At 41.8% G+C, this 21,131-nt stretch carries 18 protein-coding genes; 9 read left to right on the forward strand and 9 right to left on the reverse strand.

The genetic code is table 11. The features are described 5' to 3' along the window. The first annotated feature begins 492 nt into the window (after window positions 1-492). Entirely contained in the window at window positions 493-2,277 is a 1,785-nt protein-coding gene (locus tag ACR5KR_RS18395; RefSeq protein WP_448267478.1) for a diguanylate cyclase domain-containing protein, read from the forward strand. Between the two features lie 387 nt (window positions 2,278-2,664). On the opposite strand, the gene ACR5KR_RS18400 is transcribed toward ACR5KR_RS18395, so the two are convergent. After that, window positions 2,665-2,883, reverse strand: a complete 219-nt coding sequence (locus ACR5KR_RS18400) for an Hfq-related RNA-binding protein (protein WP_445631090.1) — start codon at window positions 2,881-2,883, stop codon at window positions 2,665-2,667. A gap of 69 nt (window positions 2,884-2,952) precedes the next feature. On the opposite strand from ACR5KR_RS18400, the gene dapF reads away from it, so the two are divergent. Beyond that, window positions 2,953-3,792, forward strand: coding sequence for a diaminopimelate epimerase (dapF, locus tag ACR5KR_RS18405; protein ID WP_448267481.1), 840 nt, complete (start codon window positions 2,953-2,955; stop codon window positions 3,790-3,792). Between the two features lie 183 nt (window positions 3,793-3,975). Here dapF and ACR5KR_RS18410 read toward each other — a convergent pair whose 3' ends face one another. Genes ACR5KR_RS18410 through ada form a run of 3 tightly spaced genes read right to left on the reverse strand, consistent with a single transcriptional unit; the run spans window position 3,976 to window position 6,744 of the window. Continuing rightward, window positions 3,976-4,989, reverse strand: coding sequence for a DMT family transporter (locus tag ACR5KR_RS18410; protein ID WP_448267483.1), 1,014 nt, complete (start codon window positions 4,987-4,989; stop codon window positions 3,976-3,978). A gap of 53 nt (window positions 4,990-5,042) precedes the next feature. Beyond that, the gene (locus ACR5KR_RS18415; protein ID WP_448267485.1) at window positions 5,043-5,681 is read right to left on the reverse strand and encodes a DNA-3-methyladenine glycosylase family protein; all 639 of its coding nucleotides are present in this window, start codon (window positions 5,679-5,681) and stop codon (window positions 5,043-5,045) included. Beyond that, entirely contained in the window at window positions 5,665-6,744 is a 1,080-nt protein-coding gene (ada, locus tag ACR5KR_RS18420) for a bifunctional DNA-binding transcriptional regulator/O6-methylguanine-DNA methyltransferase Ada (RefSeq protein WP_448267487.1), read from the reverse strand. The genes ACR5KR_RS18415 and ada overlap by 17 nt, the downstream gene beginning before the upstream one ends. 112 nt (window positions 6,745-6,856) lie before the next feature. Between ada and ACR5KR_RS18425 the strand changes: the two genes are divergently transcribed. The 3 genes from ACR5KR_RS18425 to ACR5KR_RS18435 all read left to right on the forward strand — a co-directional run bounded on the left by ACR5KR_RS18425 (window position 6,857) and on the right by ACR5KR_RS18435 (window position 11,628). Continuing rightward, entirely contained in the window at window positions 6,857-7,096 is a 240-nt protein-coding gene (locus ACR5KR_RS18425; RefSeq protein ID WP_448267489.1) for a hypothetical protein, read from the forward strand. Continuing rightward, window positions 7,032-9,650, forward strand: coding sequence for a PAS domain S-box protein (locus ACR5KR_RS18430; protein WP_448267491.1), 2,619 nt, complete (start codon window positions 7,032-7,034; stop codon window positions 9,648-9,650). The genes ACR5KR_RS18425 and ACR5KR_RS18430 overlap by 65 nt, the downstream gene beginning before the upstream one ends. A 190-nt stretch (window positions 9,651-9,840) precedes the next feature. Beyond that, entirely contained in the window at window positions 9,841-11,628 is a 1,788-nt protein-coding gene (locus tag ACR5KR_RS18435) for a PAS domain-containing sensor histidine kinase (RefSeq protein ID WP_448267493.1), read from the forward strand. Window positions 11,629-11,879: 251 nt separating this feature from the next. On the opposite strand, the gene ACR5KR_RS18440 is transcribed toward ACR5KR_RS18435, so the two are convergent. Then, window positions 11,880-12,449 (reverse strand): Uma2 family endonuclease, encoded by a 570-nt coding sequence (locus ACR5KR_RS18440; RefSeq protein ID WP_445631081.1) that lies wholly within the window; start codon window positions 12,447-12,449, stop codon window positions 11,880-11,882. 116 nt (window positions 12,450-12,565) lie between these two features. Between ACR5KR_RS18440 and ureE the strand changes: the two genes are divergently transcribed. The 3 genes from ureE to ureG all read left to right on the forward strand — a co-directional run bounded on the left by ureE (window position 12,566) and on the right by ureG (window position 14,707). After that, window positions 12,566-13,012, forward strand: a complete 447-nt coding sequence (ureE, locus tag ACR5KR_RS18445; protein WP_448267495.1) for an urease accessory protein UreE — start codon at window positions 12,566-12,568, stop codon at window positions 13,010-13,012. Next, a complete protein-coding gene (locus ACR5KR_RS18450; protein ID WP_448267497.1) occupies window positions 12,987-13,679 on the forward strand; it encodes an urease accessory protein UreF in 693 nt (230 codons plus the stop codon). The genes ureE and ACR5KR_RS18450 overlap by 26 nt, the downstream gene beginning before the upstream one ends. Window positions 13,680-14,110: 431 nt before the next feature. Then, the gene (gene ureG, locus ACR5KR_RS18455; RefSeq protein WP_322713846.1) at window positions 14,111-14,707 is read left to right on the forward strand and encodes an urease accessory protein UreG; all 597 of its coding nucleotides are present in this window, start codon (window positions 14,111-14,113) and stop codon (window positions 14,705-14,707) included. A gap of 59 nt (window positions 14,708-14,766) precedes the next feature. Here ureG and ACR5KR_RS18460 read toward each other — a convergent pair whose 3' ends face one another. From ACR5KR_RS18460 to ACR5KR_RS18470, 3 genes are all read right to left on the reverse strand, one after another. Then, window positions 14,767-16,653, reverse strand: a complete 1,887-nt coding sequence (locus ACR5KR_RS18460) for an ABC transporter ATP-binding protein (RefSeq protein WP_448267500.1) — start codon at window positions 16,651-16,653, stop codon at window positions 14,767-14,769. Window positions 16,654-17,255: 602 nt separating this feature from the next. Continuing rightward, on the reverse strand, window positions 17,256-17,831 hold the full coding sequence (locus tag ACR5KR_RS18465; protein ID WP_448267501.1) for a single-stranded DNA-binding protein: 576 nt from the start codon (window positions 17,829-17,831) through the stop codon (window positions 17,256-17,258). Between the two features lie 273 nt (window positions 17,832-18,104). Continuing rightward, window positions 18,105-19,361 (reverse strand): FAD-dependent oxidoreductase, encoded by a 1,257-nt coding sequence (locus ACR5KR_RS18470; protein WP_448267503.1) that lies wholly within the window; start codon window positions 19,359-19,361, stop codon window positions 18,105-18,107. Between the two features lie 190 nt (window positions 19,362-19,551). On the opposite strand from ACR5KR_RS18470, the gene ACR5KR_RS18475 reads away from it, so the two are divergent. After that, window positions 19,552-20,865 carry an ABC transporter ATP-binding protein gene (locus ACR5KR_RS18475; protein WP_448267505.1) on the forward strand — a complete coding sequence of 438 codons (1,314 nt, stop codon included), beginning with the start codon at window positions 19,552-19,554 and terminating at the stop codon, window positions 20,863-20,865. A gap of 2 nt (window positions 20,866-20,867) precedes the next feature. Here ACR5KR_RS18475 and ACR5KR_RS18480 read toward each other — a convergent pair whose 3' ends face one another. Further along, complete coding sequence (locus ACR5KR_RS18480; protein WP_448270258.1) at window positions 20,868-21,113, reverse strand: DUF5615 family PIN-like protein; 246 nt, start codon at window positions 21,111-21,113, stop codon at window positions 20,868-20,870. Window positions 21,114-21,131: the final 18 nt, after the last annotated feature.

Below are 21,131 nucleotides of genomic sequence, written 5' to 3' on the forward strand. Positions count from 1 at the left end.
ATGTTTGAAAACTGGTTGCAGGATAAGACGACAAATCAAGCTTGAGGATTGGCGATCTTTTGCCTTTGACTACTCTAAATTTTGATTCTCTTTTGCAAAAAAGTATTTGATGGGGTCATCTGCTTGATCTTTGTCAATCGCAGAAGTTTTTGGTCTATTGAATTTGATTACTTTGTTTGATAACTGAATTTATCTAAGAATTGAGCTTTACTGTTTACAAATTTATTCTGTCTTTACAATACTTTTTCCTCTCATATTTTCAGTTATCAGATACTTTAGCGATAATGCTAATTACTGTACTGTATTTACAGTACTTTATCCAAAATTATTTGTGAAAAAGCTTTTTAAGGCTTAATGGCAAAAGTCAGATGAAGAGAAGCGATCGCGAAACTTTCTTACGCGATAATGGTTATAAACTAAGAAAAACTACGTTTTTACATCGTTGTAGCTGTATCTTTTCATTTTTTAAATATTTCTGAAATTATACTTATAATGTTGTACACAAGTTTACGTATTATTACTAGAGCATCTGCTAATTTACTCTGTAAGCTTTTAGGACAGCCTAGTGTTAGTAATTTAGAAACTCAACTCTATGAGAAACAAGTTCAAATTCAGCAGCTAGAAAAGCAAGAAAGGGCGCTTTACCGAGTTATTAGCAAAATTCGAGCTTCTTTTGAATTAGAAACAATTTTTCGTACAGCTACTAAAGAAACTTGCAAGTTACTCCGAGTCGAACGGATTGCCGTTTATCGTTTCTATGAAAACTGGGGTGGAGAATTTGTTAGCGACTTTGAGTTTGCAGAAACTGGATGGGATGATGTAGATACATTAGGAAAAAATACAGTTTGGAATGACTCTTATCTACAAGAAAATCAAGGTGGGCGGTATCGTAATAATGAAGCTTTAGTTGTTTCAGATGTTTACGCAGCAGGCTTATCTCAATGCCATATAGAAATTTTAGAACAGTTCCATATTCGAGCTTATGCAACTGCATCAATATTTGTGGGAAAAAAACTGTGGGGAGTGCTTGCTGCTTATCAGCATTCACAGCCACATGAATGGAAACAATTAGAAATTCAGTTTTTGTCTCAGATTGCAACGCAGTTAGGATTTGCAGTTAAACAAGCAGAATTTTTAGCTCAAGCAGAACAAAAAGCAGTAGAACTGTATAAAGCAAATCAGCAGCAGGATATTTTGTTTAATTTAGTTGCTGAAATTCGTGAATCTCTGAATCTAGACACCTTGTTTAAGACTACTGTACGAGAAATTCGTAAGGCTTTACGGAGCGATCGCGTCAGTATCTTTCGATTTGATCCGGGATCGAACTATACCTCTGGTGAATTTGTCTCCGAGAATGTACTGCCTGACTACGATTCTACGATCGCCATCAAGGTAAAGGATAATTGTTTTGGTGAAAACTATGCAGTTGCTTATCACCAAGGGCGTATACAGGTAGTATCAGATATTTATCAAGCTGGGCTAAAAGATTGCCACATTCAACTGTTAGAGCAATTTCAAATCAAGGCACAAATTGTTGCACCTTTAATGAAAGGAAAAACTTTATGGGGATTACTATGCGTTCATCAGTGCCATTGTTCGCGCGAGTGGAAAAAGTCGGAAATTCAATTTATCCACCAGTTAGCTGCTCAGTTTAATGTAGCTTTAGAACATTCTGAATTATTAGAGCAATTCCGCTCTCAAGCTAATCAACTTGCTCAAGCAAACAATGCTTTAGAACTAGCAAATTCTCAGCTAGAAAAACTTAGTAAGCTAGATGCTCTAACCCAAATCGCCAACCGTCATTGTTTCGATCAGTTTTTAGAGCAGGAATGGGATCGATTAAGATTAAGTGAAAATTATTTATCTTTAATTATATTTGATATCGACTATTTTAAGGATTATAACGATTCCTATGGACATTTAGCTGGGGATGAATGCTTAATACAAGTTGCTCGTGCTGCACAATCTGTATTAAAGCGTCCTACCGATCTACTAGCTCGTTATGGTGGTGAAGAATTTGTTGTAATTTTACCAAATACGAACGAATCAGGTGCGATTAAAATAACTAAGTTGATTCAAAAATCTATTCAAGAGTTAAAAATTCCCCATAAGAAGAAGAATAATTTTCAATATTTTGTGACTGTCAGTTTAGGTGTTGCAATTCAAATGCCAACAGATAAAAGTTCATCTCAAGATTTAATTAATGCCGCAGACAAAGCTTTATATAAAGCTAAAGAACAAGGACGCAATCAGTGGGTTTGTGCTGCAAAAACCTGAGTATAGTGATGAAAAAATTAAAAATACACAACTTTAATTGTGGGCTTGTATTTCACAATAAATAAAGAATTGCTTCGAGATGCAAGGCGCAAGGCATCTTTATTCCAAGCCCACGGCTTAAGCCGTGGGCTTGAATTTTTAATTTGAGTGAAGCAAGTGATAAGGCAATTTCCGTTAATAAATCTACCGTCGCCGTTGGTTTCGACTTCTCTACAAGACGCTACGCGTAGCTTGCTTCCCCGGAGGGGTACGCTCAACCAACTAAGGGATCGATAGTTGAGCAAAGCGATGCACTGAGCCTGTTGAAGTGTCGAAACTCGTCAACCTGGGTAGATTCTTTGTGAGAAATCACTTAAAGCGATGGGTTGTGATGTTTCTGCCTCGCTCCTAACTCACTTTCGGCTTGATGTAGGCGATCGCTTGTTTCCAAACGGTGGTTTGCTGACTGTTTTCATCAGCAATAGAGATACACTGTGGATCTTGCCATAAAACTTTTCCTGTGAGTACATCACCAGTCAGCAGCTTTAACTCTACTGGTGTTGTTTGTTTTATCAGGTTTTGGACTTGTCTAATACTGGGTAAAGTGGTGTCAAATTCAGTAAGCATTTTTAGTAAAGATGAACCTACAAGGCAAAATAAAGAGTAACTAATCCTTGATAATTCATCCTTGAAGAAATGGCAATCGAATTTACTAAGTATCATGGTCTAGGCAACGACTTTATTTTGATTGACAATCGCTCGTCATCTTTGCCTGTAGTGACTCCAGAGCAAGCGATCGAGTTGTGCGATCGCCATTTTGGTATCGGTGCTGATGGTGTAATTTTTGCCTTACCTGGAGAAAACGGCACTGACTACACCATGCGAATTTTTAATTCCGATGGTTCTGAACCAGAAATGTGTGGCAATGGCATTCGCTGTTTAGCTGGCTTTTTAGCAGACTTAGAAGGGGAATCCCGGAATCAAGATTCATATCGCATTCATACTTTGGGTGGTGTAATGACTCCCCAACTCTTATCTGATGGTCAAGTTAAAGTAGATATGGGTTTACCCAGGTTACTCGCTAGCGAAATTCCTACCACTCTTGCACCCGCCGAAGAAAAAGTAATTTCTGTGCCGTTGGAGGTGGCGGGGCAAACTTGGGAAGTCACCTGTGTAAATATGGGAAATCCCCACTGCATCACCTTTGTAGAAGATGTCGCAGCAATTGAACTAGAAACCATCGGCCCAAAATTTGAGCATCACCCAGTTTTTCCCCAACGCATAAATACCGAATTTATGCAAGTGGTACGCCGTGACTATTTGAAAATGCGGGTATGGGAACGGGGTGCTGGAATTACCTTAGCTTGCGGGACTGGTGCTTGTGCTTCCTTAGTAGCTGGTGTGTTAACCGGGAAATGCGATCGCACCGCCACTGTAGAATTACCAGGTGGCCCCTTGCAAATTGAATGGTCAGAAATCGACCAACGGGTTTACATGACAGGCCCGGCCCAAAAGGTATTCACTGGTAAACTGTAACCGACTTACTATTGGCATTACTCAAGTAGTAGTGCCATAGAAACAGCGATGTCTGTGGCGGGCTGTGCCATCGTTTCTTATCGCAATTCAATTAATGATTGCAACACGTCCTTGGGTAAAGACGCGATGAATCGCGTCTCTACAATACGGTCTATTTGTCGCATTATTTTTTTCAAATTGGTATTATTTTGGGGAACTGGCGGATGAATCTGTTTCTGTTGGAGATTGAATCTGGCTATTAATTTTAGATTGCACAGCTTCTTTATTAGAAATTGCTAAATATATACCCCCGACAATTAAAGCCAATCCTAACAAGTTAAAAATACTCAAGTTTTCCGAGAAAAGTATCCAAGCAAGAATCGCAACAATCACTGGATTGAGTAGTAAAAGTAAAGAAATAAATCCTGATGAGAAATTTTTGAGGCTGTATACAATTAGCCCATGACCCAAGGCTTCGCAAATAGCAGCTAGCGCAAATACTACTAACCATCCCGACAAAGTAACTGGGAAAACTTGTTTTTCCCAGATTAGTACTACTGGAATCATCAATGAAGTTGCGATCGCACAACGCCACAGAAGAATAGCGCTCGTTGAAAACTTATTTCCGATCTGCTCGATAAGTAAAAAGTTTGCTGCATAAAATATCGATGAGATGAGAGCAACAGCATCACCTGTAATATTATTATTAGAACGCAATAAATCTTCAAATCCAACCGCGATCGCACCGATTATAGCTAAGATCAAACCGATGATAAATTTGCGCCCAAAAATTTGATTAAAAAATAGCCATCCTCCTAAAGTAGTAAATAGCGGATTGAGGCTACCCAAGGCATTAGCATTAGCTGCACCAGTCTGAGTTAGCGACCAAGTCCAAGATAATCGACCTAATACATGAACTAGACCCACTGCGATTAAAAGCGCTATCTCTTTGATTGGATAAGGCTGCTGTGGTAGTACAGGCTCATCATCTTTAATTTGAGTCCGTACTTGGTTAATTCCACTCCATAAGCCAAAGATAATAGTCGCTATCCATAAACGATTAAATAATGTAGCAACAGCGCTCATTTCTCTAACAGCAATTTTAATAAATATTGCTGTTGAAGATAAAGCGAATAATGCAATTATTACTATGATTATCGGCAGGATTTTTGAAGTTTTATCATTTTCTGGTGTTAGGCTTAATTGATTTTCTGCCATTTAGTTTATATTTATAATACGAACCGCCGAGTGCGCCAAGGGAGAAGTAGCAATTATTTAGGATTACTTAGGTAATAATGCCATAGAAGTCTTGCCGCAACTGCTCGCCACGGTCGCCAGTGCTGTGTCATGGCTTCTAGTTGTGCTGGTGTTGGACGCGTCGCCAAGTTTTTGAGTTTTTGGAAAGCGATCGCGATCGCTAAATCGCCTTTAGGAAAGACATCAGGACGTTGCAGCGCCATGAGCAAATAAATATCAACTGTCCAGTCTCCGATACCTTTGAGGCGCTTTAACTCTGTTCTGATAGTAGTTTCGTCCATTGTTTCTAGCTTGCTGAGGTCAAGCTGACCAGTTGCAATAGCATTCGCCAACCCACGACAGTATAGAATCTTTTGCCGGCTGAATCCAATCGCTTTTAATTGAGCATCATCTAATATCAAAAAGTTTTCTGGCGTTAAAGTTATAACGACCGCACATAGACGGTTAAATATAGCCCTTGCAGCTGTTACGGAAACTTGCTGTTCTAGAATGATGCACAGAAGTGTTGTAAAACCCGGTTCTCTTTTCCACATCGGTGGAGGCCCCAGTGTTTCTAAAATCCCAGCCAAATCACTATCCAGTTTGGCAAGCACCATTAAACCACGGGTAAGACTTTCTTCAGTCAACGATTCTAGTTCAGGTGTTTGAGTCATCTTTGAGAAATTTCGATTCTTGTGTAAGCAGTTTTTGTTTGCGCTCAATTCCCCAGTGATAACCACCAAGACTGCCATCACTCCGCAGCACCCGATGACATGGTACAATCACCGCGATCGGATTAGCGCCACAAGCATTACCCACCGCGCGGACTGCTTGGGGTTTGGCAATATCACGGGCGATATCAGTGTAAGTGCGGGTTTCGCCATAGGGAATTTTTTGTAATGCTTCCCACACTTGTTTCTGAAATGCTGTCCCACGGACATCAAGTGGTAAATTAAGATGCGTTTCACCTCCCGCAATGAAGTCGAGGATTGCTTGTATCCATTCCTTGTGTGTGCGATCGTCACGTATGATGTGCGCTTGGTGAAATTCCTGGTTTAAGATATGTTCAAGCTTGTCTGCTTCATCACCTAGTTTAACGGCACAGATACCCTTCTCTGTTGTTGCCACAAGCAAATATCCTAGCGAACATAGAGCGATCGCATAAACAATGTTGATTGTATTTCCAGCTTGTTGGTAAATTTTTGGTGTCATTCCTAATTGTTTAGGTGCTTTCTCATACAGTTGGCTACTTGAACCATACCCCGTGTTGTAAGCTGCATCAGCAATTTCTTCTCCTGACTGAAGACGCTGCTTCAACCGTTGGCTACGCAGCGCATCTGCATATTGAAAAGGCGATACGCCAATTATCTGCTTGAATATTCTTTGTAGGTAACTAGGACTCATTTCTACCTGAGAGGATAATTCCGATAGGGTTGGTATGCGATCAACTTGTGCTTCAATATATCGACATACTGCTAAGATTTTGGCTGTATTTGGAACTATTTCAGATTGTGGCTGACAGCGCTTACAAGGTCGAAAACCTGCAATTTCAGCATCTTGTACCGACTGGAAAAAACAAACTTGATTCCGATTCGGTTTGCGACTAGGGCAAATAGGTCGGCAATAAATGCCTGTAGAGCGAACACCGTAGAAAAACTTACCTTCAAAAGCAAAGTCTCGATTGAGAACTGCTTCCCATAGTGTTTCTTCTAAAATTTGTGTCTGTTGTAATTGCATTCATCCCTCTCAAATCTATTGCAAGTACCCCACTTGGGATTGCCCATGATTAGTTTTTACCTTTAGGTAAAACTAGATTAAATGTATCGTTCAATTACTTTCTATCTGATTGTTGCGATCGAAGTTGATTATCTCAGGGTATTCTGTCAGCACTCCTAAAGTCATTCGCTCTTTGACAAATGGTTCACCCGATTGGGTGAATGCGATCGCAGCATCCAGAACTACGCTGAAAGTAGAGCCACTTTTTCTGCTGTTTGCGATCGTGCTGACAGCTAAAAACTTTTACAATGGCTATGATTACCTTGAATATTATGCCAATTGCTTATATATCAAAGGGTCTAAGAGTGGATGAAATTGTAAAATCACCGCAGAAACCAGATTTTCTACCAGAGAAGATCCCTCTATTGGAAACAATTGCTGCCAATCTACCGGGAATGATTTTCCAAATTCTGCAACGGCAGGATGGTTCTGTATTTATTCCTTATATTAGTTCTGGTTGTAAATATTTGTATGAATTAGAACCAGAGGCTATACAGCCAGACTTTCAAATGTTATGCAAACTGATTTATCCACAAGATATAAAAGCTTTTACAGAATCTATTGCTGTTTGCCGTACTACTCTTACACCTTGGCATTGGGAAAGTCGGATTATTACGCCTAGTGGCAAACTTAAATGGATTCAAGGTACTTTGCAACCAGAATTACAAGCAGCAGGTGATTTTCTTTGGCATGGTTTGGTTATGGATATTACAGACCGAAAACAAGCCCAAGAAAAATTGCTTGAGAGTGAGGCACGATATAAAGCAATTTTGGATGCTATCCCCGATTTGATGTTTCGCATCAGCCGCGATGGCGAGTATCTAGATTTGAAAAGTGACGGTGCAAATATCACTCTTTCGAGAGAAGAAATAGTTGGAAAAAATCTGCAAGAGTTATTGCCGAGTGATGTTGCAGCCATTAGCCAAGTAGCGATCGCTAAAACTTTAGATTCTGGAATTTTGCAAACTTGTGAATATCAACTACCAACATCTTTGGGAATCAGAGATTATGAGGCGCGGTTGGTAGTTAGTGGTACAGATGAGGTATTAGCAATTGTCCGAGACATCACAGATCGCAAACAAGGGGAAGTCGCCTTACAAAATCTTGCCCAAAAATTTGCGAAAGCTTTTAGTTGCAGCCCCGATTCAATTACCATTAGCACGCTGCAAGAAGGACGCTTTATCGAAGTTAACGACAGTTTTGTGAATCTTTCCGGTTATGGGCGAGATGAGGCAATTGGTAAAACTTCTTTTGAATTAAATCTTTGGGTAAACGATCGCGATCGCCTAAACTTAGTGCAAGAGTTGCAAAGCACCGGAGTTGCTCGTAACTTAGAAATTGATTTTCGGCAAAAATCTGGCGAGATAATTACAACGCTGCTGTCAGCCGAAGTCATTGATTTAAATGGTATTCCTGCCATTTTAGCAGTGCATCACGACATTACAGAACGCAAACAAGTAGAAGCACAATTACGCTTTTGTGCCCAACGCGATCGTTTGTTGGCAGAAACCCTAGTCAGAATTCGATCTTCGCTGAAATTAGAGGAAATTCTTCAAACCACCGTGACGGAAGTCAGGCAATTTCTACAAGCAGATCGAGTTTTCATTGGTTTAAATAATGCTAATTTAGGTGTCAAAACTCTTGCCGAATCAGTAGATCCTAAGTATCCATCAGTCTCAGGTTGGTCTACTAATGATGAAGCTTATCTACAAGAATTAAGAAACTTATTAAAAGATAATCTTGTACGTGTCGTTGAAGACGTAACGCAAATATCAGCATCTCCCAAAGTAAAAGCACACTGTCAAAAATTCCAAACGAAGGCTAGCTTGGCTGTACCAATTATGCTAGGTGACGAATTATTTGGGGCGTTAATTGCCAATCAATGCTCAGGGCCGCGTCATTGGCAGCTAATAGAAATTGATTTGTTACAGCAGATGTCAGAACAGCTAGCGATCGCAATTCAACAAAGTCAGATATGCCAAAAGCTAGCAGAACTCAACACTAATTTAGAATACCAAGTCCAAGAACGGACAGCACAGTTGCAGCAGAAAATGCAAGAAGTTGAAAATTTGCATCGTGTCAAAGATGTTGTTTTGCACACAGTTGCCCACGATTTACGAACTTCCGTGATGGGTAACTTGATGGTGTTAAAGAATTTATTAAATCAGGGAGTGGAGAGCAAGGAAGCAGGGAAGCAGGGAGCAGGGAGCAAGGGAGAATTTTCCCCTCTGCCCACCGCACCCTGCCCCTCTGCCTCTTCTGCCCAATCTGCAATTCCAATATCTCGCTCAATCATCGAGCGAATGATTCAGGGTAACGATCGCCAACTAACAATGATTAACTCATTGCTAGAAATTAATTCCTGTGAAAAACAGGGTATTGAAATCAAACTCGAACCTCTACAACTAAGCACCCTAGTGGGCGAATGTTTCTCCCAGTTGGAACCGATGCTGACACAAAATCAAGCGACTTTGAAGAACTTGGTTCGGGCAGACTTACCGTTAGTAATGGCAGATGAGACTCGATTGCAGAAAGTTTTGGTCAATTTGATCGCACATGGCTTGCAAAATAATCCGCCAGGATTAAATTTTACCCTGAGTGCCACCATTGAAGGGGGAATGATTCGCACTCAGATTCAAGATGACGGTGTGGGAATGAGTAAAGCAGAGTGCGATCGCCTCTTCGATCTGCATGTCCGCGATCCTCAAGATTGCTGCTCTACAAGCATTGGCTTAAAAATGTATCTTTGTCAGAAAGTTATTAAGGCGCATGGTGGCGAAATCGGGGTTATGAGTAACCGCAAGCGTGGGTTAACTTTCTGGTTTACACTACCTTTAGCAACTTCATCCGCAAGAAATCGCCCATAAATCACCAAAAAATGAGAGGGTGTTATTTATGGCAATATTAAACCTCTTGCAAAGGTGCTTTTTGCACTCTTGTGGGAAAAGGTTTTGGTTAAAGGGGAAGGGTTAAATACAAAACCTTTACCCTTTACCCCTTCCCCCTTTCCCGACAAATGCCAAGAAGTCTATTAAGTAAGGGAAACACCCTCAAGATATGGGCAAAGTTGCTCGGATGCTAATGGCTACTCCATTGACAACAGTGCAAAGGTGGTGGAGAAAAACCTTTTCTGCACAAACAACAGATGAAATCATTACTCTTTACAGAGTTTGGCGTAATCGTTTTTTGTGGCAAAGATTACGTTTATGGTTATGGCTGGCGCTGATCTGTCTGTTGTCTTTTACTTTGCGAGACATTTACGGTCTGTTTTTTCCTTTTGCAGAGTTGCAGCCGCTGCCAGAAGTACTTAGAACTCAACGCCTGGTAATTAATGTTGCAATGCTTGCAACTATAATTATTTGCCTTGCTTTACATAAAACTAAATTAGGTCGTCATCGTCCAGATTTATTATTTTTGGGGTCTTCTTGGTCACTTAGTTTAGCGTCGCAGTTGTTTGCAACCATCAGAGGTTTCGCACTACCCGATACCATCGGCTGGTCGCTATTGTTCTTGAGCCAAGCTGTGTTGATGCCTGTTTGCTGGATTCTTCACTTGCTGACTCAAGTGAGTGTGCTGATTTACTATTTTGGTGTGAATACAGTACTTGGGCTAAAAACATCAATCCCCGAACACCCAGGAATATATAATGTAACGTTCATTTTATATATCTTCTGGTTTTGTACTATATGTGACATCGGTGTTTATCTGTACGATCGCCTGCAACGTTCGGAATTTTTCGCCCGCCAAGAACTAGAATCTGCCTACCAAAAACTCAAGGTTGCCGAAGCTAAATATCGCAGCATTTTTGAAAACGCCGTTGAAGGAATTTTTCAAAGCAGTCCCGATGGACATTATATTACGGCAAATCCTGCTTTAGCGAGGATTTATGGCTACTCCTTAGTAGACGAGGTGACAGCAAATTTCACTGATATTGAACAATTATACGTTGACCCGAACCGCCGAGCAGAATTTGTGCGCCTGATGGAAAAGTATGGCAGCGTTTCCGATTTCGAGTCCCAAATTTATCGTCAAGACGGGAGTATTGTCTGGATTTCCGAAAAAGCCTACGAAGTTCGTGACGAAAAGGGAAAACTGCTTTACTACGAAGGTTTGATTGAAGACATTACCCAGCGCAAGCAAACTGAAGAAGAACTACGAGTATTTTTCCATGCAGTTTCCCACGACTTACGCAACCCAGTGCTGGGTACTTTAATGGTGTTGAAGAATTTGCTTGCCCGTTCAGAGAAAAATATTACGATTTCCCGCTCAATTTTAGAGCGGATGATTCAAAGTAGCGATCGCCAACTGAACTTAATTAATTCGTTGATGGAAACTCATATCAGTGAAATGCAAGGTGTTGTTTTACAACTTCAAGCAGTACAATTACTGGCAGTTGTCGAAGCTGCGATCGCTGATTTAGAGCCATTAATAGCACAAAACCAAGCCAAGCTGACAAATCTGGTGGCCGCAGATTTGCCATTAGTGAATGCCGATCCCACGCAACTATGGCGAGTTTTTTCTAATTTAATCGTCAATGCTTTGAAACATAATCCCCCAGAATTGCTTTTGACAATCAATGCTACCCATCAGGATGGCATGATTTATTGTACTGTTAGTGATAACGGCGTGGGAATTAGTCAACAACAAAGCGATCGGCTTTTTGACCTTTACTTTCGGGGTACAGGCATCGGCAATTCTGTAAGTTTGGGATTAGGATTGTATCTGTGTAAGCAAATCATCCATGCTCACGGCGGCGAAATTGGCGTAAACAGTGCATTGAATGCAGGGGCAACATTTTGGTTTACCTTACCAATTAGTAGCCCACAGGATGAAGTTGCTAATTAAACCTTTTTGTTAACGAGAAGAAAGCAAAGGAAGAAAAGAAGTAATTTTGTGACGAAAGAGAAGAGGTACAATTCTAATTTTTATCATTCATCAGCTTCACAAATAACTTACCTAATGCAGAGATACGAACACTGTTATGAACTAGATCATATTTATGAAGATTTTTTCAACAGGTGTGACAAAAGTTTTTCAATTTTTGTAAGCATTTATATCTAGCAGTTAGGTTTGCATAAATATTATCGAATTTGTGATTAGTCAGGAAAAAATAAACGGATAGAACAACAAAATCCGGGTAAAAGTGGCGATGTGATTTCATCATCGCCTAACAAAGTAGCAACTAAAACCAACTGTGCTTTTTCTCGCCGATAAACTTCGACTTGTTTAGTAAACCGATCGACAATCCAATACTCACGCACGCCTTGAACTGAATAAAGTTTCAGTTTTGCTTCTTTGTCTCGAAGTTCGTTTTGTTTACCTGGGGATAAAACCTCTATTACTAACTCTGGTGCGCCTGTCAAATGTCCCGCTTCATCTTCAATTTGTGCCAGTCGTTCTCGACTTACCCAAACTACATCCGGTATAACGCTATCTGCTTGCGAAAAAATCACTCCTGGAGCCACAATTGTTTCCCCTAAACCACTCGAATCTGACCAAACATCGAGTTGTCGGAATATTTTGCCACAAACTTGTTGATGACGGCGGTGAGGTGTGCGAGCCACAAAGAGTTCTCCATTAATAATTTCATAGCGCGTCCACTCATTTTCGGGTAGAACCTCTAAATCGTGAATTGTCCAGCGTACTCCCTCAATGGCTTGGTTCATGATTGTCCCCGTTTGGCTCGTTGCCTTTGTTTAATTTTATCTTTTCTTCTGGCAAGGCAGATATTGTATTTAAATTAGAACCATAATGAAAAGCAAAAGTTCAGGCTAAACTCTGTATGCTGACATTTACCCAACTTAAACCACCTAATTACGATGCTGCGGTTACTTTTACTCTGGCGCTAACAGCAGAAGAACGCACCCGCAGCCGTCATCGTTTTGAAACGCCAGATGGTAAGGTTGTGTTTTTACATTTACCCAGAGGAACTGTTTTACACGATGGCGATATTCTACAAGAAGAAACCCATAGCAGTTTAATCAGAATTACTGCCAAACCAGAACTAGTAATAACTGCTTTTGCCCAAACATCACTTTTGTTATTACGGGCGGCATACCATTTGGGAAATCGCCATGTACCAGTAGAAATTACTCCAACTTATTTACGCTTATCTTCAGATTCAGTTTTACGCACTATGTTGGAACAATTAGGGTTAGAAGTTAAAGAGGAAATTTTACCGTTTCAGCCAGAATTAGGAGCTTATGGACAACACCATCATGCTCACTGATAGTCATCTTTTGAGTATTTTACAGTTGGCTAGCCCCGCTTTACCTGTAGGAGCATATAGTTATTCTGAAGGTTTGGAAATGCTGGTAGAAAATGGTATGATCGCTAACCACACACATCTCAAAGATTGGTTAAAAGCAGAGTTGCTCTACGGGGCAATTCGGTTAGAGGCGGCGGTGATGGTACGATCGCAGCAAGCTGTAAAAATAGGTGATATTGAGTCGCTACGCCGTTGGAATTTGTGGCTATCGGCTGCTAGGGAAACAGAAGAATTACGCGCCTCTAGTTGGCAGATGGGGCGATCGCTGATCCAATTACTTGGTAAACTAGAATCGCAGATTATGCCTATTACCTATGCTGTAGGTAATCCTTGCAATTATGCGATCGCTTTTGGTATTGCCGTTGCCCATTGGCAAATCAGCATCCAAGCCGCATTACTCGCATATCTGCACAGTTGGGCAAGTAATTTGATTACTGCTGGCGTGAAACTGATCCCCCTTGGGCAAACAACAGGACAGCAGTTATTGCTAGATTTGCAACCACTACTCAGTGCTGCGGCATTAGAAATTCTCGCGTTGGATGACGATCGACTCGCCTGCTGTAGTTGGGGTTTGTCGCTGGCAAGTATGCAGCATGAAACGCAGTATACAAGGTTATTTAGGAGTTAGTCATTTGTCCTTTGTCATTAGTCATTAGTCACTTGCACTGAGTTTCGACTACGCGGTAATCGAGCGACTTGTACTGAGTTTCGACACTTCGACTGCGCTCAGTGCATCGCTGCGCGGTAATCGAGCGAAGTCGAGATTCAACTACCGCGTAGTCGTAAAGCCTGCGGCATAGCTACGCTTCGGGCGCAGCCTCTCCGACAGGAGAAGTAAGTCGAGATTCAACTACCGCGTAGTCCTTGGCGTGGTCACTGAGCGTAGTCGAAGTGCAGCCTTTCCAAGAGTTGTATTAGTCATTAGCTTCCGACTTTTGATAAATACTTCGACTTCGCTCAGTACAAGTGACAAATGACAAATGACAAAGGACAAATACTTCGACTTCGCTCAGTACAAATGACAAATGACAAATGACAAAGGACAAAGGACAAATAAAAATGAATGCATTTCGAGTAGGGGTTGCAGGACCAGTGGGTTCGGGGAAGACGGCTTTAGTTGATGCTTTATGTAAGGGATTGCGCGAGCAGTATCAGGTTGCGGTGGTGACGAATGATATTTATACTCAAGAGGATGCTCAGTTTTTAGTGCGTTCTCAGGCGTTGGCTAGCGATCGCATTTTGGGTGTAGAGACTGGTGGTTGTCCTCACACTGCTATTCGCGAAGATGCTTCGATGAATTTGGCGGCAATTGAACAATTAGAAGAACGTTTTCTCGATTTGGATTTGGTATTTTTGGAAAGTGGCGGCGATAATTTGGCTGCTACTTTTAGTCCAGAATTGGTGGATTTAACAATTTACGTCATCGATGTTGCAGCTGGTGATAAAATTCCCCGCAAGGGTGGCCCTGGTATTACCAAGTCTGATTTATTGGTGATTAACAAAACCGATCTAGCACCTTATGTTGGTGCAGATTTAAGTGTGATGGAACGAGATGCTAAAAAAATGCGCGGCGATAAACCTTTTATTTTTACTAATTTAAAAACTCACTCTGGACTTGCAGATGTAATTAACTTTGTTTGCACCAATATCTGTTGAAAATGAATTCAGATTCAGGAGTCAAGCCCATTTTGACTCCTGACTTTTGAATTCTGTTTCTATAAAGCCTTCTGATGACGACTTCGCACCCGTTCAGCACTACCCGTAGGAATCGCAGCAATTAATTTTTGCGTGTATTCCTCTTTAGGTTCTTGGTAGATGCTTTCGGCTGTCCCTTCTTCAACAATTTGACCGCGATTCATGACTAAAATGCGATCGCTCATAAATTTCACTACACTTAAATCGTGAGAAATAAAGATATAAGTAAGCTGAAAGTCTGACTGTAATTCTTTGAGAAGATTTAATACCTGCGCCTGTACTGAAACATCTAGCGCTGAAACTGACTCATCGCAGATGATAAACTTAGGATTTAACGCCAAAGAACGAGCTATGCAAATCCGTTGGCGTTGACCGCCAGAAAACTGATGAGGATAGCGGTTAATCGCATCTGCACTCAACCCCACCCGTTCTAAAAGTTCGACTACTCGCGCTCGTCGTTGTTGTTTTGTCTTCCCAACAGCGTGAATTAACAAAGGTTCCATTATCGCGTCCCCAACCTTCATCCGAGGATCGAGGGAACTAAAAGGATTTTGGAAGACTATTTGCATTTCCCGCCGCAGTTTTTGCAACCGTTCTCCTTTGAGGCTAGTAATATCTTGTTTTTCAAAGATAATCTGACCACTCATCGGTTCAATTAAGCGCAGCAAAGTTCTGCCAAGGGTCGTTTTACCGCAACCAGATTCTCCCACTAAACCTAGTGTTTCTCCTGGTTTAACATCAAAAGAAACGCCATTAACTGCCATATTATAACTTTTTATACTACCGAACACCCCACGCACTGGAAAACTAACTTTCAGGTTGCGGATTTGCAGCAGGGGTTCTTTCTCATTAAAGTTTGCCAATCTTGCAGCAATCTCTTCTTTGGTAACTTCTGTGGGTTGTGCGGGTTCTTTCGGCTGAATTACTACTTGTCCCGTTGGCGTCTCTTCTGCACTCATGTAGTCGGAAACAGTGAGTAATTTTTGGGGACGGCGGTTGAGTGTGGGGCGACAAGCTATCAAACCTTTAGTATATGGATGCTTGGGACTACTGAAAATTTGCCCAGAAGTACCAGATTCGACAACTTTACCTCTATACATCACCGCTACTTGGTCAGCAATTTCTGAAATTAGCCCCAAATCGTGGGTGATGAAAATCATTGCCATGTCACGGCTTTGCTGCAATTCTCGCATTAACTCCAAAATAGTCGCTTGCACCGTCACATCCAAAGCTGTGGTTGGTTCATCGGCGATTAAGATTAATGGGTTGCAAGAAATTGCCATTGCAATCATTACCCGTTGCAACTGACCTCCAGAAAGTTCATGAGGATAGCGTTCCAGCATGGCTTCTTTGTGTTCTTTAACCAACTGTGCCAACTTTGGCCCATCTGGTTTAGATAATTTGGCGTTGGTTTGATGCCAAGTTTCGATATACTGCTGTTGGATCTCCTCATCGCTAGGTAGAAGTTTAACCTCTTGCAGACCTGCGATCGCAATTTGTCGTGCTTGGGCTGCTGACACATTTTGATGCCGCATAATCGCTTCTGTTAGCTGAAACCCGATGTTATAAACCGGATTAAGCGAACTCATCGGTTCTTGAAAAATCATGGCGATGTCGCCACCCCGGTGTAACTGCATTTGCTCAGGAGGCAATGTTACCAAATCGATGGGGTTGCCATTTTCCTGCGGACGAAACCAGATTTCACCGCCACTCACTATGCCAGGAGTTTGCAACAAACCCATCACAGCTAAGGCTGTCACTGATTTACCACTTCCCGATTCTCCTACTATTCCTAGAGTCTCACCTCGATGCAGCGCAAAGGAAATACCATCCAAAGCTTTGACAGTGTTGCCATCACCGGGAAATTCAACTTGGAGATTGCGAACCTCTAGGACAGTTTCTCTCATAGGAGTTGGGTAGGAATTCTAACTTAAAATTATTTGGATTTTAACAAGAGTTTTGATGTATGTGTCGATAAATTTGATTTTTAGACTCCTTGGCGGTTTTTCACTGCTTAGACCTCAACTACAATTTTTAATGTTTTGAGAACTATAGGACTCGTATTTGATTGCGTGAAAAAACTCAGTACACATTTATTCCTTCTTCCCTATTCCCTATCCCCTATTCCCTCCCTACGCAAATAATTTCTCCGAATCAAAGCGGATTCCTATAGTTGCCTCATCCATCAAGATAATTTTCGGCTGATTGAGTTGCACTAGCTTTCTTTACAGCTATTTATGCTGCCAAATCTGTATTGTAATTTGAAACAATTCTGTTGTCTCGATTGCTACCGCTAAAAAGGATTTTGGATTATCAAGCTTGATGCATAGATTCGGGAATTATAACTAATTAGCCGAACTTGATATAAGAGTAGGTAAATTTTTCACAACAAAACGCAAAGCGTCAACGCAAACAAAAAAATAGCACATCCTCAAGGATGGCTATTTGTGAAGATTGTCTAATCGCAATCATTAGTTAGCAAATTGAATACACGTTCAACTACCAACTTTTAGAACGGAATATCATCTGGATCTGGTTCTTCCTCTTTCACTGCTGGATAAGTGGTTCGCTCATAATTTGTCGGTTGGGGTACGGGTTCGTAAGTTTTCGCTTGGGGAGCAACGCTAACAGGATTTGTCGCTGGAGTAGGCGCTGAACGTGGTGACTCGTAAGTGGGAACCTCTTTCTGTGCCGGACGAGATGCTGAAGATGGTTGTCGGGGAGCAGTTTCAGTAAATGATGGAGTTGGGGTTGCTGAGGGTAATGGATCGGTATTAAAACTACCTCCAACAGATTGAATTTGTTGCACCGTCAATTCAGCGCGTTTTTCTTTAAAACCTTCCATCGCAACAGTATTCATACTTAAACGTCCTACCAAGATGACGCGATCGCCTTTATGGTAGTTTTGCTGAATTTCTGTTGCTAAATTCCCCCAGCCAACAACTTTTAGTGTGGCTTGCGGATCTTCTGGTTTTTGAGAATTCGGAAATTGCACCAACATTTCCGTGACTCCCAAATTATTATCTGCTGTGTAGCGGAGTTGCGGTTCGTTAATAATTTCCGCCATTAAAACGCAGCTGTTCATTAAAATTACTCCTGACTGCAAAAAGTACTGATTCAAAAAGAGAAGGTTTTTCTATGTAGTCCCAATTAATATCTAGATATGTTTAATTGTTTGCATTTTTTAATAATGCCTAAGTTTTTAATCCTTTCTAGCATAAAAGTCAAGCGATCGCTTTGAACAGCATTGAGTATACCGTTCGCCACCCTCGCTTGACTAAATTGAGCATTCAATTCTGCATAGAGTAGTATAATTGTACCACTAAGTTAATTAAATAGAAAAAATTTTTGGCAAAAATTAAGCCTTGACATGAACTGGAAAAACACCCAAGGCGATCAACCTGGCTGGAAGGTCGCGCAAGATGGGTAAGCGCAAAAATGCAGGTGGTACAAAGGTGCGATTTGAGGTGATAACCGGGGCCAATACCCGCTTTTGGATAAAAGTTTGAAACGCTTGAATAATGCGTGTGGGCAACTCGCGTTGACGTTGTACTTTTGCTAGGTCACTCAGTTGTACTTCTCGGTTTTTGAGCGGTTTGCTAAGTACATTCGCCGCGACTACAGCATCCTGAATCGCGTAGTTAATGCCAACTCCACCAACGGGGGACATTATATGAGCTGCATCACCAATGACTAACAGTCCCGGACGATACCAACGTTTGACAAGGCTGGACTCGACCGAGAGAAAAGCTACTTGTGACCAATCATGTAAATTTTGAATACGTTGCTGGAATTCTGGCACTACTTCGACAACAGATTTTTTTAATTCCTCCAAACCCGCAGCCCTTAGTTGTTGATAGCCTCCTTTAGGAATAACATAGGCAACTTGCCACTCATCGCCACGGTCAAGCATGGCGATTAGCTTACCTTGACCAAAGCGCCCCATTCCTCCTTCAGGGTCTTCTGGCTGACGCGGTAGGCGAAACCAGAGGACATCCATTGGCGGCGAAGTTTCGATGGATTCAAACTCACCCAAGTGTCGCAAACGTGAGTGGCGACCGTCTGCACCAACTGTCAGTATTGCCCGAATTTCGTGCCAACCACCGCCTCCCCGATAGCGGACACCTTGAATCACGTCATTTTCACTAATTAATTCCTGCACATTCGCACCCATTACTAGATGGAAACTAGGATATTTTTGTGCTTCTTGGGTGATGAACTCCAAGAATTTTACCTGGGGAAGCATTGTAATGTAGGGATAATGGGTTTTCAGATGGCTAAAATCTGCGAATGTGACATTATCTTGAGGAGTTTGAATACTAATTTGGCGCATTTTGGTATGGGGAAGTTCTAACAAGCGATCGCTTAATCCCAATTCCTCCATAATTTCCATCACCGATGGATGAATTGTATCGCCGCGAAAGTCGCGATCGAAGTCTTTGTGTGCTTCTAGCAGCATCACAGAAATACCTTGACGCGCTAACAACAGCCCCAATACTGCTCCTGCTGGCCCCCCACCCACAATGCAACAATCTGTAGTTTGTACGTCTACAATGTCATGGATAGGGTTAATATTTGGGTCTTGGGAAAGATTTTTAGGTACATCGGTAGTCATCACAACACCTCTTGATAGCCCTAAAATTTAGAATAGTTTGCTTTTGATAGTGCAAGCTGTTTTTTTAACTTTTCGTATTTACCCTGAAGGTGTATTATGATGGGCGCTAAACTGTCATTGGTCATTAGTCATTAGTCCAATCCCCAATGCCCAATGCCCCATACCCAATCCCCAATCACAATAATTAGTTGTGTCCCAAGTAATTTTAGAAAACGTTTATAAAAGTTTTTCCCCGCGTAAAGGGGAAAGTGTTACCTCACAAACCCAATCTCCCCTCACGCCTGGGGAAAAAATCGATGTAGCCCAAGAGCGGGCGGAAAGTGTCAATGTCTTGCGGCGGATTAACCTGACGATCGCAGACGGTGAATTTATGGTGCTGGTAGGCCCTTCTGGTTGCGGTAAAAGTACCTTGCTGCGGTTAATCGCCGGGTTAGAAGTGATGACTGGCGGTAATATCTGGATAGGCGATCGCTTAATCAATGACTTACCACCCAAGGAACGCGACATCGCAATGGTGTTTCAAAATTACGCCCTCTATCCGCACATGACGGTGTATGACAACATCGCTTTTGGGTTGCGCCGCAGGGGAAGCAGGGGAGCAGAGGAGCAGAGGAGCAGAGGAGAAAATACTCCACATCTTCGGACGTGGGCGGAAAATCTTTTTGTCGGAGCGACCAGAAAGTTACCTAAAGGATTGCGCTATATTTCTGACAAAGAACGGGCGGTGGATGAACAGGTGCGTAGTGTTGCTCAACTGTTGCAAATCGAAACATTGCTGAATCGCTTACCCAAACAACTATCTGGAGGACAAAGACAACGGGTTGCATTGGGAAGAGCGATCGCCCGTGACCCGCAAGTATTCTTAATGGATGAACCGCTTTCTAACTTAGATGCCAAACTACGGGCGGAAACCCGCGCCCAAATTGTCAAATTGCAGCGCCAACTGGGGACAACGACGATTTACGTTACCCATGACCAAACAGAAGCGATGACAATGGGCGATCGCATTGCGATTATGTCTGAGGGTAAAATTCAGCAAGTTGCTTCTCCCCTAGAACTTTACAACCGCCCTGCAAATCTTTTTGTAGCAGAATTCATTGGTTCACCACCGATGAATTTTATTTCTGTAGAATTTCATGCCCCGCAGTTGATTACTCGTTCCCAGTTTCGTTTCACCCTCCCAGAAGTCTGGGGAAAAGCTTTACAAAAATATGATGGAAAAACTCTAATTTTAGGCATTCGCCCAGAACACTTGAACTTGAGTATGCCTGCCACCAAAAATCTACCCGTGCAAGTAGATTTGGTAGAGAATCTCGGCAACGATTCCTTTCTTGCTGTTAAGATTGCCGAACCAGGATCTCAAAGAGCCACTACAGCCAATTCCTTGCAAGTGCGAATCCCACCAGACCGATTTGTAAAAGCTGGTGAACAACTATGGTTATCGCTAACTCCAGAGAAAATTCACTTTTTTGACCCGGAAACTGAGTTAGCTATATTTCCCTAAAACTATCCGCGTCTAATTGGTAGAATACGCACCCTAGATTGAGCTTGGTCAACAGTGACCAATGCGCCTGTCTCTAGTAAAGACTCAAACTGATTCAGGGCTGAAATAACTAGATTTTCAATACTGTTTGGCAAAACATCCTGGGTACGAACTTGAATGACACTGGGAGTATCGGCACCTGTAGCAGCTAGTAGGGAGCCGAAGTCTAAATCGTGAGTAAAGACAATAAGTAGAGAGGTGTAAATAATTCAAGGTTTGTAGGTAAG

Source organism: Nostoc sp. DSM 114159, assembly GCF_053470285.1.

Excerpts from the sequence above, each read along its gene's own strand:
- ACR5KR_RS18395 (WP_448267478.1), top strand. The coding sequence starts at position 493 with ATGTTGTACACAAGTTTACGTATTATTACTAGAGCATCTGCTAATTTA.
- ACR5KR_RS18400 (WP_445631090.1), bottom strand. The coding sequence starts at position 2,883 with ATGCTTACTGAATTTGACACCACTTTACCCAGTATTAGACAAGTCCAA.
- dapF (WP_448267481.1), top strand. The coding sequence starts at position 2,953 with ATGGCAATCGAATTTACTAAGTATCATGGTCTAGGCAACGACTTTATT.
- ACR5KR_RS18410 (WP_448267483.1), bottom strand. The coding sequence starts at position 4,989 with ATGGCAGAAAATCAATTAAGCCTAACACCAGAAAATGATAAAACTTCA.
- ACR5KR_RS18415 (WP_448267485.1), bottom strand. The coding sequence starts at position 5,681 with ATGACTCAAACACCTGAACTAGAATCGTTGACTGAAGAAAGTCTTACC.
- ada (WP_448267487.1), bottom strand. The coding sequence starts at position 6,744 with ATGCAATTACAACAGACACAAATTTTAGAAGAAACACTATGGGAAGCA.
- ACR5KR_RS18430 (WP_448267491.1), top strand. The coding sequence starts at position 7,032 with ATGGCTATGATTACCTTGAATATTATGCCAATTGCTTATATATCAAAG.
- ACR5KR_RS18435 (WP_448267493.1), top strand. The coding sequence starts at position 9,841 with ATGGGCAAAGTTGCTCGGATGCTAATGGCTACTCCATTGACAACAGTG.
- ACR5KR_RS18440 (WP_445631081.1), bottom strand. The coding sequence starts at position 12,449 with ATGAACCAAGCCATTGAGGGAGTACGCTGGACAATTCACGATTTAGAG.
- ureE (WP_448267495.1), top strand. The coding sequence starts at position 12,566 with ATGCTGACATTTACCCAACTTAAACCACCTAATTACGATGCTGCGGTT.
- ACR5KR_RS18450 (WP_448267497.1), top strand. The coding sequence starts at position 12,987 with ATGGACAACACCATCATGCTCACTGATAGTCATCTTTTGAGTATTTTA.
- ureG (WP_322713846.1), top strand. The coding sequence starts at position 14,111 with ATGAATGCATTTCGAGTAGGGGTTGCAGGACCAGTGGGTTCGGGGAAG.
- ACR5KR_RS18460 (WP_448267500.1), bottom strand. The coding sequence starts at position 16,653 with ATGAGAGAAACTGTCCTAGAGGTTCGCAATCTCCAAGTTGAATTTCCC.
- ACR5KR_RS18465 (WP_448267501.1), bottom strand. The coding sequence starts at position 17,831 with ATGAACAGCTGCGTTTTAATGGCGGAAATTATTAACGAACCGCAACTC.
- ACR5KR_RS18470 (WP_448267503.1), bottom strand. The coding sequence starts at position 19,361 with ATGACTACCGATGTACCTAAAAATCTTTCCCAAGACCCAAATATTAAC.